Source organism: Achromobacter sp. HZ01 (assembly GCF_003267925.1).
GTDB lineage: Bacteria > Pseudomonadota > Gammaproteobacteria > Burkholderiales > Burkholderiaceae_B > Achromobacter > Achromobacter pulmonis_A.
In genome coordinates this window covers 1,302,090-1,314,711 of record NZ_LWKV01000001.1, presented here as the reverse complement: position 1 = coordinate 1,314,711, position 12,622 = coordinate 1,302,090, and the positions used below count along the sequence as shown (strand labels likewise).

Genomic DNA, 12,622 nt, shown 5'->3' with positions numbered 1-12,622 from the left:
ATGCGCGACATCGAACGCCTGGTCGACGGTTTCCAGCGTTTCCAGCAGCAGTACTACGAGGACGCACCTTCGCTGTACCGCAGCCTGCGAGACGGGCAGCACCCCAGCACGCTGCTGATCGGCTGCTGCGATTCGCGCGTCGACCCCGCCATGCTGCTGGGCTGCGACCCGGGAGACATCTTCACCGTGCGCAACGTGGCCAACCTGGTGCCGCCGTCCAACATGGACCGCGGCCTGCAAGGCGTGCTGGCGGCCATCCAGTTCGCGGTCGAGCAGCTGCAGGTCAGCCGCGTCATCGTGCTGGGCCACGGGCAATGCGGCGGCATCCGCACCCTGATGGAGCGCGGGACAGGCAGCCGGCCCGCGCGGCGCGCCGACGCGGGGGGCGAGCCCGACTACATCGAGCGCTGGATGGACATCGCCGAGCCGGCGCGCAGCCGGGTGCTGCAGCAGATGCCCGAGGCCACGCCCGCCGAGCGACGCCGCGCCTGCGAGCAGGCCTCCATCCTGATCTCGCTGCGCAACCTGGAAGAGCTGTTCTTCGTGCGCCGGGCGCTGGAGGCCGGCCGCCTGACCCTGCATGGCTGGTACTTCGACCTGGCCGCCGGCGCTTTGCTGGCATACTCGGCTCGGGCGGACGCGTTTCTGCCCATCGTATGCCCATTGTTCACGGAGCTAGGATGAGCCCAGTTTTCGCTATCGCCGGCCGGTCCGGCAGCGGCAAGACCACCCTGATAGAGGCCATGCTGCCGGTGCTGGCCGCGCGCGGCCTCAAGGTCAATGTGGTCAAGCACAGCCACCACGATTTCCAGATGGAGCCGCCGGCCAAGGACAGCGCGCGCTTTCGCGCGGCGGGCGCCCAGGAGGTGATGATCGCCTCGCCGTTTCGCTTCGCCATCGTCCACGAACTGCGCGGCGCGCCCGAACCCACGCTGGACGAGCAGCTGGCGCGCCTGTCGCCGGCCGACCTGGTGCTGGTCGAAGGCTTCAAGCGCGCCGAGGTGCCGCGGCTGGAAGTCTACCGGCCGGCCGTGGGCAAGCCGCCGCTGCATGCCGAAGACCCCGGTTTCCTGGCGGTGGCGACCGACGTGCCGCTCGATATCGCACTGCCGTGTCTTCCCCTGGGCCAGCCGGCCGAGGTCGCGGCCTTCATCTGCCGCGCCCTGGGGCTGACGTGAACGTCCGGGCCGCCGCGCGGCCGGGGCCGGCGGGCGCGTCGGGCTACACTGATGGCCGTTATACCGCTCCACGGGCGCAGACCGCTCCCAACCCCATGAATCCGCCAGCTCCTGCCGACTCCGACAGCCTGCCATCGCCCCGGCACCGGCTGTCCACGCGCATCGTCGCCAGTTCCCTGGTGGCCCTGGTGGTGGTGCTGGCCATGGTCAGCTGGACGCTGTGGGTCTCCTGGCAGCTGGAGGGCGCCGGCGCGGCCATCAACGACACCGGCAGCCTGCGCATGCGGGCCAACCGCGTGGCGGTGGAGCTGATGCGGCCGCAGGCCGGGCGCGAGTTCCGCACGCGCGAGCAGATCGACGTCATGGACGACACCATCGCGCGCCTGGAGCGCGGCAATCCGGCCCGTCCGCTGTTCCTGCCCAACGACGAGGCCATCCGGCTCCAGTGGCGGGAAGTGGCCAGCTACTGGAACGACATCATGAAACCGGTGGCCCTGCGCGCCCTGGGGCAGCCCAGCGCCGCGGCCTACCTGGAAACGCTGCCGGAGTTTGTCGAGCGCGCCGATTCGCTGGTGCGCATGATCGAGCAGGACAACGCCGGCAAGACCGCTTCGCTGCGCCTGTCGCAGGGCGTGCTGGCCGCCATCGCCAGCGCCGGCACCCTGGCCATGATCTACCTGCTGTATCTGTGGATCATCTCGCCGGTGCTGCGCCTGCGCGACGGCCTGCAGCGCATGGCCGCGCGCGAATTCAGCACCCGGCTGCCGGTGGAAAGCCAGGACGAGTTCGGCGTGCTGGCGCGCGGCTACAACCGCATGGCCGACGAATTGCAGGATCTCTACACCGGCCTGGAACGGCGCGTGGAGGAAAAAACCGCCCAGCTGGCCGCGCAGAACCGCGACATCGGCGCGCTCTACGACATGGCGGCCTTCCTGAACCAGCCCAACGAGATCGAGGCGCTGTGCGACGGCTTCCTGCGCCGCGTGATGCTGCAGTTCGACGCCGAAGGCGGCAGCATCCGCGCGCTCGACCCGGCCACCGACAAGCTGAACCTGATGGTCTCGGTCGGCCTGTCCGACGCGCTGGTCGAGTCCGAGCATTGCATGAACGTGGACGACTGCTATTGCGGCACGGCCACGCGCCAGAAGAGCGTCATCGTCATCCAGGACCTGAGCAAGGCGGCGCTGGCCAGCAGCCTGAGCTGCCGGCGCGAAGGCTACGCCAGCGTGGCGGTGTTCCGCATCGTCACGCGCGACGAGGTGCTGGGTTCGTACTCGCTGCATTTCCGCCGGGAGCGCCAGCTCACGCCGGCGGAATCGCAGATGCTGGAAACGCTGGGGCGGCACCTGGGCGTGGCGCTGGACAACCGGCGCCTGGGCGCGCAGGCGCGCCAGCTGGCCGTGGTGCAGGAGCGCGGGCTGGTGGCCCAGGGGCTGCACGACAGCCTGGCCCAGGGCCTGAATTTCCTGAATCTGCAGCTGCAGATGCTGGACGCGGCGGTCAAGCGCGGCGACGCCGACGAAATCGAGGAAATCCTGCCGCTGCTGCGCGCCGGCGTGGACGAAAGCTACCAGGACGTGCGCGAGCTGCTGACCAACTTCCGCAGCAAGCTGGCCCAGGGCGACCTGCAGGCCGCCATCGAGGATACGGTGGAGCGCTTCCGCCGCCAGACCGGCATCGCCACCGAGCTGCGCTTCGGCCAGGGGCAGGGCGCGCCGCTGCCGCCGGAGCAGCAGCTGCAGGTGCTGTTCATCCTGCAGGAAGCCCTGTCCAACGTGCGCAAGCATTCCGAGGCCGACCGCGTCGAAGTCGCCGTCGACAACGGCCGCGATTTCAGCCTGCTGGTGGCCGACAACGGCCAGGGGTTCGACCCCGCCGAGGTGGCCGAACGCGGCGAGTCGCATGTCGGACTGCACATCATGCGCGAGCGCGCCGCCCGCATGCGCGCCATGATAAAACTCGAATCGCAGCCCGGCGCCGGCACGCGCGTGCGGCTGAACCTGCCGGGCAGCGAACGCCAGGCCGCTTGATATTTTCCAGACCATGCCTATCCGTATTCTCCTCGTCGACGACCACACCCTGTTCCGTTCGGGCGTGCGCCTGCTGCTGCAGCGCCAGCCGGACTTCGAGGTCGTGGCCGAGGCCGGCGACGGGGTCGAAGGCCTAAAGCGCGCCAAGGAGCTCAAGCCCGACGTGGTGCTGCTCGACCTCAACCTGCCCGGGCTGTCCGGGTTGGAAACCCTGCAGCTGCTGACGCAGGACCTGCCGTCCTGCGCCGTCATCATCCTGACCGTTTCCGAAGAGGCCGACGAGCTGGGCCAGGCGCTGCGCGACGGCGCGCGCGGCTACCTGGTCAAGAACATTGACGCCGACGCGCTGACCGCCGCCATCCGCCGCGCCGCCGGCGGCGAGCCGGTGATCGCCGACAGCATGACCGCCAAGCTGGTCGAGCAGTTCCGCGGCCAGGCCGGCCAGGGCGGGGCGGGCGCGCAGGCCGCGGGCAGCGGCGACCGCCACCGCCTGACCGCGCGCGAACGGCAGATCGTGCAGTGGCTGGCGCGCGGCGCCAGCAACAAGGTCATCGCGCGCGAACTCGACGTGAGCGAAAGCACGGTCAAGATCCATGTGCAGAACGTGCTGAAGAAGCTCAATCTCACCAGTCGGGTGCAGGTGGCGGTGTACGCGGTGGAGCATGGGTTGTATGTGGAGGAATAGGGCGGCTGGCGCCGCCTGATGGGTTTCGCGCGTTCGATGGCCGGGTTCTTGCGCGGAATCTCTCGCGCTGCACCCATCAGGCGGCGCCAGCCGCCATCCCACCCCCCCGCGTTTGATCTGCGACAAGGCCCGGCATGCCCCCGGCCCATAGACTGGCCGGCATGCATACTCGAACCTCACCCATGGAGCTCGTGGCTCCCGCCGGCAGCCTGGCTGCGCTGAAAGCGGCGCTGGAGGCCGGCGCCGACACCGTCTATCTCGGCCTGAAGAACGCCACCAACGCGCGCAACTTCGCCGGGCTCAATTTCACCGAAGCCGACATCCGCGCCGGCGTGGAGCTGGCCCACAGCCGCAAGCGCCAGGTGCTGTTCGCCATCAACACCTTCGTGCAGGCGGGCAGGGCGCAGGAATGGCGCGCCGCCGTGGACGCGGCCCACGGCCTGGGCGCCGACGCAGTCATCATGGCCGATCCGGGCCTGCTGGCCTACGCCAGCGACCGCTATCCCGACCTGCGCCTGCACCTGTCGGTGCAGGGCTCGGCCACCCACGCCGACGCCATCGAGCTCATGAAGGAACAATTCGGCATCCGCCGCGTGGTGCTGCCGCGCGTGCTGACGCTGGCCGAGATCGCGCGCATCTGCGCCAACGTCAGCGTCGAGGTCGAGGTCTTCGGCTTCGGCAGCCTGTGCGTCATGGCCGAAGGCCGCTGCCTGCTGTCGTCCTACGCCACCGGCGACTCGCCCAACAACAAGGGCGTGTGCTCGCCGGCGCACGCGGTGCGCTGGGAGGAAACCGACGGCCGCATGGACGCGCGCCTGAACGGCATCCTGATCGACCGCTACGAACCGGGCGAGCCGGCCGCGTATCCCACGCTGTGCAAGGGCCGCTTCGAGGTCGACGGCCAATCCGACCACGCGCTCGAAGAGCCCACCAGCCTGAACGCCATCGGCCTGCTGCCGCGCCTGGCCGGGATGGGCGTGTCCGCCATCAAGATCGAAGGCCGCCAGCGCAGCCCGGCCTACGTCACGCAAGTGGTGTCCACGCTGCGCGCCGCGCTCGACAGCGCGCATGCCGACGCCGCGCGTTTTTCTCCGCGCCCCGAATGGAACGCCATGCTGGCGCGCCATGCCGAGGGTTCCCAGGTCACTCAAGGGGCATTCGAACGTCCATGGAAATAACGCCCAACTTCTTCCAGATCTCGGTCGGCCCCCTGCTGTACTACTGGCCGCGGCGCGACACGCTGGACTTCTACGCCGCGCTGGCCGACAGCCCGGCCGACATCCTCTACGTGGGTGAAACCGTGTGCAGCCGCCGCCACGAGCTGCGCGCCGACGACTGGCTGGACCTGGCGCGCGACCTGCGCGCCGCCGGCAAGACCGTGGTGCTCTCGGGCCGCACACTGATCGAGACCGGCGCCGAGGCCGCCGCGCTCAGGAAACTGTGCGAGCAGGACGACTTTCCGGTCGAGGCTGGCGAGATCGGCGCCATACGCCACCTGGCCGGTCGCCCATTTGTGGCCGGCCCGCACCTGAACGCCTACCACGGCGGCACGCTGGACTGGCTCGCGCAGCGCGGCGCCGTGCGCTTCGTCGCGCCGCTGGAAATGGACGCCGAGACCCTGGGCCGCCTGTTGCAGGAACGGCCCGTGGGACTGGAGGCCGAGGCCTTGGTGTGGGGCCGCATGGCGCTGGCGTTCTCGGCGCGCTGCTTCACGGCGCGCCACTTCCGCCTGAAGAAGGACGACTGCGGTTTCCGCTGCATCGAGCATCCCGACGGCCTGGACATGCGCACCCGCGAATCGCGCGGCTTCCTGGCCATCAACGGCATTCAGGTGCAGTCCGCGGCCTGCCTGGACCTGCTGCCGCTGGCGCCCAGCCTGGCCGCGCTCGGCGTGGAGGTGCTGCGCGTCAGTCCGCAATCGTCGGGCACGCTGGAAGCCGTGGCCGCGCTCGACGCGATGCGCCAGGGCCGCCGGCCGGTCCCGGTGGCGCCGCCGGCGGGCATCGAACGCTGCAACGGCTATTTCCATGGCCGCGCGGGCATCGATCTGCTGGAGGAAGCGGCATGAGCCCGCCCATCGTCCTGCCCGCCATGCTGGCCCGCATCGGCCGGCGCCTGCCCACGCCGCTGGTGTCGCTGCACTTCGTCGCCGGCCTCGAAGTGGCGCGCCGCCTCAAATGGCTGGCGCCGCCGCCGGAACTGGAAGGGCGCAGCTTCGCCATCACGGTCGAGGACCTGGGCCTGCGCAACTGCTTCACCGTGAAACGCGGCGCGTTCCGGCCCGTCTGGAACGGCGCGCCGGCCGAACTGGAGCTGGGCGCCAAGGCGGCCGAGCTGCTGGCGCTGATGCGCCAGGAAACCGACGCCGACACGCTGTTCTTCCAGCGCCGCCTGCGCATATCGGGCGACACCGAACTGGGCCTGATCGTCAAGAACTGGCTGGACGCCGCGCCCCGGCCGGCCTGGCTGCAGCGCGCCGCCGGCGTGGACGCGCCGCTGCGGCCCTGACCGCGCGCGGCCTCTGGTCCATTCGCCTGGGAGGGCGGCTACTATAGCGAGGGACAGTTCCCTTCCATAACGAAACCAGAGAGACACATGAGCGATCCGAAACAGTCCTGGCGGCTAGAAACCATCGCGGTGCATGGCGGCTACCGCCCCGACCCCACCACGCGCGCGGTGGCGGTGCCCATCTACCAGACCGTGGCCTATGCGTTCGACGATACGCAGCACGGCGCGGACCTGTTCGACCTCAAGGTGCCGGGCAACATCTACACCCGCATCATGAACCCGACCACCGACGTGCTCGAGCAGCGCGTCGCGGCCCTGGAAGGCGGCGTCGCCGCGCTGGCGCTGGCCTCGGGCCAGTCCGCGGTGACCTACGCCATCCTGACCATCGCCGAAGCGGGCGACAACATCGTGTCCTCCAGCACCCTGTACGGCGGCACCTACAACCTCTTCGCGCACACGCTGCCGCAATACGGCATCACCACGCGCTTCGCCAATCCGGCCGACCTGGCCAGCTTCGAGGCGCAGATCGACGAGCGCACCAAGGCCATCTTCGCCGAGTCCGTCGGCAACCCGCTGGGCAACATCACGGACATCGCGGCCCTGGCCGAACTGGCGCACCGCCACGGCCTGCCGCTGATCGTCGACAACACCGTGCCGTCGCCTTACCTGCTGCGCCCGATCGAGCACGGGGCCGACATCGTGGTGCAGTCGCTGACCAAGTACCTGGGCGGCCACGGCACCAGCCTGGGCGGGGCCATCATCGACTCGGGCAAGTTCCCCTGGGCCGAGCACAAGAGCCGCTTCAAGCGCCTGAACGAGCCGGACGTGAGCTACCACGGCGTGGTCTACACCGAAGCCTTCGGCGCGGCCGCCTATATCGGCCGGGCCCGCGTGGTGCCGCTGCGCAATACCGGCGCGGCGATCTCGCCCTTCAACGCCTTCCAGATCCTGCAGGGCATCGAGACCCTGGCGCTGCGCGTGGACCGTATCGTCGAGAACGCGGTCAAGGTCGCCAACTTCCTGCGCGAGCATCCCAAGGTCGAATGGGTCAACTACGCGGGCCTGCCCGACCATCCCGACCACGCGCTGGCGCAGAAATACCTGGGCGGCAAGGCCCCGGGCCTGTTCACCTTCGGCGTCAAGGGCGGGCGCGAGGCCGGCGCGCGCTTCCAGGACGCGCTGCAGCTCTTCACCCGGCTGGTCAACATCGGCGACGCCAAGTCGCTGGCCACGCATCCGGCCTCCACCACGCACCGCCAGCTCAATCCGGAAGAACTGCAGAAGGCGGGCGTGCGCGAGGAAACCGTGCGCCTGTCCATCGGCATCGAGCATATCGACGACCTGCTGGCCGACCTGGACCAGGCGCTGGCCAAGGCCTGAGCGCCGCGCGCCCGCCTATTTGCGCGGGCGCTTGCCGGCGGCCGGGCAGATCAGCCCGCGCAGCTTGCGCTGCACCGGGTCGTGCGCGACCGGCGCATCGTGGATGCCGGCCGTCGGCGTCGCTTCCACCAGTTCGCCGGTGGCGTTCTCGCCGGCGTAGTGCAGCGTGCGTTCCACGCTGTAGGTTTCGGCCGCGCAATTGAGCACGACCGGCTGGGCCACCGAGCGGTAGGGCTTGCCGTTGGCTTCGGAGATCCGCGGCTGGGCGTAGAACCAGGCCACGGTGACGGCCATGACGGCCGGGCTGTCGGATACGGGCTTGATCGAAGCGCTGTCGTAGAACACGCCCGGCATGGCCTGGGGGTCCAGCGGCACCCAGTCCGGGCCGCCGAACAGCATGCCCGCCGGCCCCGGGTCGCGCGGCAGCACGTTCACGGCGCAGGCGCCGGGCGGCACCGGGTCGCCCTCGCGCACCGTGACGGTTTCGCAGGCGCCGGGCGGGGCGGCCGGCGCGGCGGGACTCCACAGGGCCGCGGCCAGCGCGGCCAGGACGAGTCGCAGTCTTGCGTGCCTGGCGATCATGGGAGGGTTCCGTGGGGTGAGCATGCAGGCCATGGCAGACCGACGAAAGACCATGGGACGTTCCCGATCATAAACGGCGCGCGCCTCATGCGGGGGCCATTCTTTCGGTGCAGTCCTTACGGCGCAGCGCGATGTCCGGATTGCGACGCCGCAATGGCCGCCATCAGGTCGTCCGCATGCACCATCAGCTCGCGCGCCTGGCGCAGCATGGGGTATTGCTGCAGCACCCCGGCCCATTGCGGAGACTCCAGCAGCAGCGTCCAGACCGGTTCCAGCATGGCGGCGGGCGCGTCTTCGCCTTGCGTCAGCCGGCCGGCGTAGTCCAGGCTGGCGTCGGCGCCCAGCAACTGCATGCGGCTGGCGGCGCTGAGCAGGCGCGGCCTGGCGTCGGCGGGGGCGTCGCTGAAATAAAGCACGGCCCGTTCCAGCGCCGGGCCCTCCGTCGGCAGCGCGCGCAGCGAGCCGCCGCGCAGCGCATAGCCGCCTTCGCGCGCGCGGAACGGGTAGTCGGTCTGCGCGTCGGCGTGCGCCAACAGGCGCAGCCCGCGCAGCAGGCGCGGAAAATCCGTGGCCGCCGCGTCGGCCGAGGCCTTGGCCTCCAGCAGCAGGCACACGTCCCAGGTCGGCGCGGCGTCGCCGCCGCCGGCGCGCCGCAGCAGGGCGGCGTCCCATTCGCTCTTGGCGCGCTCGGCGCTGGCCGGGATCGACGGGGGCACGCGCATCGAGGACACGGCCAGGTACGGCGCGCCGTCCGCGGCCGCGTTGAGCGCGCGGGCCAGGGCCTGCATGGCCCGCAAGGCCAGCGCTTCGACGGCGGCGCCGCGCTCGCGCGAGGCATCGCCCTGCGCGGCGGCGTCGGCGCTGCCGGGCGCCGGCCCCTGGCTTAGCCACCGTTCGCGGTAGCGGCGCACTTCGGCGTCCGAGGCCAGCGCGTCCAGGCGCTGCAGGCGCCGCAAGGCGGGGCCGGCCAGCAGCCGCTGCAGCACGGCCGGATCGCACGCCCCGGGCAGGCCCAGCAGTTCGTCCGCGGCCCGCGCCAGTTCGGCCCACGATTGCGCGATGGCCGCCGCGTGCAGGCGGGCCAGCGCGGCGCGCGGCGGGGCCGCCGGCATGCGTTCCAGCTTGGCGGGATGGGCCAGCGTGTTGGCGGCGGCCACCAGATCGCGGCGGTCGCGGGCCGCGCCGGCCGACAGCGCCGCATACTCGCGCACGCTGGCGTTGCGATGCCGCAGCAGCAGCGCCTGGAATACCGGGTCGCCGCCCGGTTCGCGCAAGGCCTCGCGGATCAGGCGCGCCAGCGCCGCCAGGAAGGCATGGCGCAGGGCTGGCGGCGGCGTTTCGCCGGCGGCCAGCGCCCGACGGGCGTGTTCGATGGAGACGGCCAGCGCGGCGGCCGCGCCGGCGTCATGTGCGGACAGTTCGGACACGGCCGGCACGCGGTAGCGGCGGGCCGCTGCCCGCAGCGTCGCGTCCAGCAGGGGATGAGGGGACGGGAGCATGGCGCGAGCCTAACGCGTCGCGGCGTGCGCCGCAACGCGCCGGGCCGCGGCCTACTTGAACATGGCGGCGTTCTGTTCCAGCACGGCGTCGGCGCACTGGGCGTCCAGGTGGCCGCCCGGCGCGCCGGCCACGCCGATGGCGCCGATCACGTTTGCGCCGGCCTTGACCGGCACGCCGCCGCCCAGCAGCAGAAAGCCCGGGATATCCGTCAGGTTGGCGGCGCCGGGATTCTTCTGCGCGTTCTCCATCATGGCCAGCGTGGGCGACTTGGCCGAGACCGCGGTGAACGCCTTGGCGCGGCTGGCTTCGATGGTGTGCGGGCCGGCGTTGTCGGCGCGGGCGAAGGCCTTGAGCAGGCCGGCGCGGTCCACCACCGCGGCGCTGACGTTGTAGCCCTTGGCCTGGCAGGCGGCGACGGTCTCGGTGGCCAGCTTCTGCGCATCGGCCATGGACAGGTTGCTCTCGGTCAGCACGGCCGCGTTGGCGGCGCCGGCGCAGGCGAGGAGGGTGGCGCAAGCGAGGAATTTGGGCGACATGTCTGGGTCCTTTCAGGAATAGATAACAGGAGCAGACAGATTAAAGATGGCGGCGCGGCGGCGGTAGCCGGTCGGTTACGCTGGCGGCTCCGTAGGGCTACGGAGGCCGCCGGGCGGTCAGCCCAGCAGCACGGCGTATTCGCGGATCAGCGCGGCCAGGGTGTCGGCCTCGAGCTTGGCGAACACATTGGCGCGGTAGGTTTCGACGGTGCGCGGCGACAGGTCGAACTCGCGCGCGATCTCCTTGTTGCTCAGGCCCTGCACGATGCGTTCCAGTACTTCGCGCTCGCGCCCGGACAGGCGCTCCAGCCGCTCCTGCGCGGCCTGCGTCACGGCGAGTTTCTCGCGGCTGGCGATATGGGTGCGCACGGCGGCCTGCACCGCGTCCAGGAACACGTCGTCGTCCACCGGCTTTTGCAGGAATTCCATGGCGCCGCCCTTGAAGGCGCGGCGGCACAGGTCGACGTTGGCGTGGCCGGTGAGCATGACCACCGGCAGGTCGGATTGCGCGGCCAGCCGGCTCAGCACGTCCAGGCCGCTGATGCCGGGCATGCGGATGTCGAGCACCACGCAGCCGATGGACTGCGGCGTCAGCGCCGCCAGAAAAGCCTGGGGATCAGCATGGCCCTCGCTGCGCAGGCCCACGCTGCGCAACAGCAGCGCCAGCCCGTCGCGCACCGCGTCGTCGTCGTCGACCAGATACACCAGCGGAGATTGTTCAAGCATGGGAGATTCCTGTGGCGGCCGGCGCGCCGCCCGCCAGCGGCAGGCTGAGCGTGAAGCAGGCGCCGGCCGGGCTGAGGTTGCGCGCGGCGATGCGGCCGTCCATGGCGCCGGCCAGGGTCTCGCACAGCGCCAGGCCCAGGCCCATGCCTTGCGGCCGGGTGGTATAGAACGGCGCGAACAGGCGCGGCAGCGCGTCGGCGGCGATGCCCGGGCCGGTGTCGCTGACGCTGAACAGATAGCTGGCGCCGTCGGCGCGGCCCTCCAGCGCGATGTGGCGCGCGCCGTCCGCGCCGGCCAGCGCGTCGGCGGCGTTCTGGACCAGGTTGTGCAGGATCTGCTCCAGCGCGACGCGGTCGCCCAGCGGCCGCGCGCCGGGGCTGGCGTTGCGCCACGTCAGCCTGATGCCCTGGCCGGCGAGTTCGGGCTCGCGCAGAAAGCGCAGCGAGGCCACCAGCGCGTCCGGGTCCAGGGCTTCGCGCCGCCCCGGCGAACTGGGCCGCACCAGCGCGCGCATGCGGCTGATGATGTCGGCGGCGCGCTTGGCCTGTTCGGCGCTGGCCAGCAGCGCGCGGCGCACCGCGGGGCGCTCTTCTTCGTCGTCCAGCAGCCGTTCGGCGGCGCGGGTCTGCGCCAGGATGGCGGTCAGCGGCTGGTTCAGTTCATGGGCGATGCCGGCGGCCATCTCGCCCAGCGCGCCCAGCCGGGCCATCGCGCCCAGCCGCAGCTGTTCCTGGCGGCGGCGGGCCTCGGCGCGCGAGCGCTGCCAGGCCACGGCGCCGGCCACCAGCAAGGCGCTGGCCACGGCCCAGGCGAGCCATGCGGTCCAGGGCCAGGTGTCGGGCGTCAGGCGGCGCTCGCTGCGCATCGTGAAGGGCTGGCTGGCCGCGCCCAGCGGCTTCTGCAACGCGAGCCGCCAGCCGGGCGCGCCGCCTTCGGGCTGCTTGTCCAGCAGGCGCAGCGGCGCGGCGCCCACGGTCAGCGTCAGGTTGGCCAGCCCCGGCGGGAAGTCGGCCGCCGGCACCAGTTGGCGCGCATCGAGCAGCAGGCTCCAGCCGGACGGCGCCGCCAGCCAGTAGCGCGCATCGTCCACGGGCAGCGTCACCGGGCGCTGCATCTGGCGCGCGCGCCCGATCGCCTCGGGCAGGCCATCTGGCGCGGCCATGCTGCCGCGCCAGACGCCGTCGTGCAGATGGCCCAGGCCCAGCAGCTGCGGCATGGCCGGCTGCAGGCTGGGGTAGAGCCGTTCGGGGGCGGGAGGATGGGATAGGGCGGCCAGCGTGGCGAGCACGGCTTCGTGCTGCACCGTCTTCTGGCTCAGCATGCGCTGCGCCACGCTGGTGTTCTGCAGAAAGCGTTCGTGCTGGTCCGTGTATTCCTGCCGGCCGATCCAGACGGCGCCGAGACAGAACAGGACCAGCCAGCAGAGTAGGGCGCCGGAGCGCGAAAGGGGTTTCACGCCTGGATTATGCCCTGCGCGCGCGGCCGGCAGGCATCCGT

The 12,622-nt window shown here is 71.3% G+C and carries 13 protein-coding genes; 8 read left to right on the top strand and 5 right to left on the bottom strand.

The features are described 5' to 3' along the window. From A6B37_RS06125 to A6B37_RS06090, 8 genes are all read left to right on the top strand, one after another. Complete coding sequence (locus tag A6B37_RS06125) at positions 1-684, top strand: carbonic anhydrase (protein WP_111825218.1); 684 nt, start codon at positions 1-3, stop codon at positions 682-684. After that, positions 681-1,178 carry a molybdopterin-guanine dinucleotide biosynthesis protein B gene (gene mobB, locus A6B37_RS06120; protein WP_102771055.1) on the top strand — a complete coding sequence of 166 codons (498 nt, stop codon included), beginning with the start codon at positions 681-683 and terminating at the stop codon, positions 1,176-1,178. The genes A6B37_RS06125 and mobB overlap by 4 nt, the downstream gene beginning before the upstream one ends. Positions 1,179-1,273: 95 nt before the next feature. Then, the gene (locus tag A6B37_RS06115; RefSeq protein ID WP_111825217.1) at positions 1,274-3,208 is read left to right on the top strand and encodes a type IV pili methyl-accepting chemotaxis transducer N-terminal domain-containing protein; all 1,935 of its coding nucleotides are present in this window, start codon (positions 1,274-1,276) and stop codon (positions 3,206-3,208) included. Between the two features lie 13 nt (positions 3,209-3,221). Then, on the top strand, positions 3,222-3,893 hold the full coding sequence (locus tag A6B37_RS06110; protein WP_102771057.1) for a response regulator transcription factor: 672 nt from the start codon (positions 3,222-3,224) through the stop codon (positions 3,891-3,893). A 161-nt stretch (positions 3,894-4,054) separates the two neighbouring features. Further along, positions 4,055-5,071 carry a peptidase U32 family protein gene (locus tag A6B37_RS06105; RefSeq protein WP_102771058.1) on the top strand — a complete coding sequence of 339 codons (1,017 nt, stop codon included), beginning with the start codon at positions 4,055-4,057 and terminating at the stop codon, positions 5,069-5,071. Next, positions 5,062-5,961, top strand: coding sequence for a U32 family peptidase (locus tag A6B37_RS06100; RefSeq protein WP_111825216.1), 900 nt, complete (start codon positions 5,062-5,064; stop codon positions 5,959-5,961). The genes A6B37_RS06105 and A6B37_RS06100 overlap by 10 nt, the downstream gene beginning before the upstream one ends. Beyond that, the gene (locus A6B37_RS06095; RefSeq protein WP_102771060.1) at positions 5,958-6,401 is read left to right on the top strand and encodes an SCP2 sterol-binding domain-containing protein; all 444 of its coding nucleotides are present in this window, start codon (positions 5,958-5,960) and stop codon (positions 6,399-6,401) included. Before A6B37_RS06100 ends, A6B37_RS06095 begins: the two co-directional genes overlap by 4 nt. A gap of 87 nt (positions 6,402-6,488) precedes the next feature. After that, positions 6,489-7,781: an O-acetylhomoserine aminocarboxypropyltransferase/cysteine synthase family protein gene (locus tag A6B37_RS06090; protein ID WP_102771061.1), complete on the top strand. Its 1,293-nt coding sequence runs from the start codon at positions 6,489-6,491 to the stop codon at positions 7,779-7,781. Between the two features lie 15 nt (positions 7,782-7,796). Here A6B37_RS06090 and A6B37_RS06085 read toward each other — a convergent pair whose 3' ends face one another. From A6B37_RS06085 to A6B37_RS06065, 5 genes are all read right to left on the bottom strand, one after another. Continuing rightward, positions 7,797-8,363 carry a surface-adhesin E family protein gene (locus tag A6B37_RS06085; RefSeq protein WP_102771062.1) on the bottom strand — a complete coding sequence of 189 codons (567 nt, stop codon included), beginning with the start codon at positions 8,361-8,363 and terminating at the stop codon, positions 7,797-7,799. A 116-nt stretch (positions 8,364-8,479) separates the two neighbouring features. Further along, positions 8,480-9,862 carry a 3-deoxy-D-arabino-heptulosonate 7-phosphate synthase gene (locus tag A6B37_RS06080; RefSeq protein WP_111825215.1) on the bottom strand — a complete coding sequence of 461 codons (1,383 nt, stop codon included), beginning with the start codon at positions 9,860-9,862 and terminating at the stop codon, positions 8,480-8,482. 51 nt (positions 9,863-9,913) lie between these two features. Continuing rightward, on the bottom strand, positions 9,914-10,399 hold the full coding sequence (locus A6B37_RS06075) for a heme-binding protein (RefSeq protein ID WP_102771064.1): 486 nt from the start codon (positions 10,397-10,399) through the stop codon (positions 9,914-9,916). A gap of 117 nt (positions 10,400-10,516) precedes the next feature. Further along, positions 10,517-11,125 carry a response regulator gene (locus tag A6B37_RS06070; protein WP_102771065.1) on the bottom strand — a complete coding sequence of 203 codons (609 nt, stop codon included), beginning with the start codon at positions 11,123-11,125 and terminating at the stop codon, positions 10,517-10,519. After that, positions 11,118-12,581, bottom strand: coding sequence for an ATP-binding protein (locus A6B37_RS06065; RefSeq protein ID WP_111825214.1), 1,464 nt, complete (start codon positions 12,579-12,581; stop codon positions 11,118-11,120). Before A6B37_RS06065 ends, A6B37_RS06070 begins: the two co-directional genes overlap by 8 nt. Positions 12,582-12,622 lie beyond the last annotated feature (41 nt).

Bases quoted from the DNA above. Each gene is read 5' to 3' on its own strand.
- A6B37_RS06100 (WP_111825216.1), top strand. From the start codon at position 5,062: ATGGAAATAACGCCCAACTTCTTCCAGATCTCGGTCGGCCCCCTGCTG.
- A6B37_RS06115 (WP_111825217.1), top strand. From the start codon at position 1,274: ATGAATCCGCCAGCTCCTGCCGACTCCGACAGCCTGCCATCGCCCCGG.
- A6B37_RS06070 (WP_102771065.1), bottom strand. From the start codon at position 11,125: ATGCTTGAACAATCTCCGCTGGTGTATCTGGTCGACGACGACGACGCG.
- A6B37_RS06095 (WP_102771060.1), top strand. From the start codon at position 5,958: ATGAGCCCGCCCATCGTCCTGCCCGCCATGCTGGCCCGCATCGGCCGG.
- A6B37_RS06080 (WP_111825215.1), bottom strand. From the start codon at position 9,862: ATGCTCCCGTCCCCTCATCCCCTGCTGGACGCGACGCTGCGGGCAGCG.
- A6B37_RS06125 (WP_111825218.1), top strand. From the start codon at position 1: ATGCGCGACATCGAACGCCTGGTCGACGGTTTCCAGCGTTTCCAGCAG.
- mobB (WP_102771055.1), top strand. From the start codon at position 681: ATGAGCCCAGTTTTCGCTATCGCCGGCCGGTCCGGCAGCGGCAAGACC.
- A6B37_RS06085 (WP_102771062.1), bottom strand. From the start codon at position 8,363: ATGATCGCCAGGCACGCAAGACTGCGACTCGTCCTGGCCGCGCTGGCC.
- A6B37_RS06075 (WP_102771064.1), bottom strand. From the start codon at position 10,399: ATGTCGCCCAAATTCCTCGCTTGCGCCACCCTCCTCGCCTGCGCCGGC.
- A6B37_RS06105 (WP_102771058.1), top strand. From the start codon at position 4,055: ATGCATACTCGAACCTCACCCATGGAGCTCGTGGCTCCCGCCGGCAGC.
- A6B37_RS06090 (WP_102771061.1), top strand. From the start codon at position 6,489: ATGAGCGATCCGAAACAGTCCTGGCGGCTAGAAACCATCGCGGTGCAT.
- A6B37_RS06110 (WP_102771057.1), top strand. From the start codon at position 3,222: ATGCCTATCCGTATTCTCCTCGTCGACGACCACACCCTGTTCCGTTCG.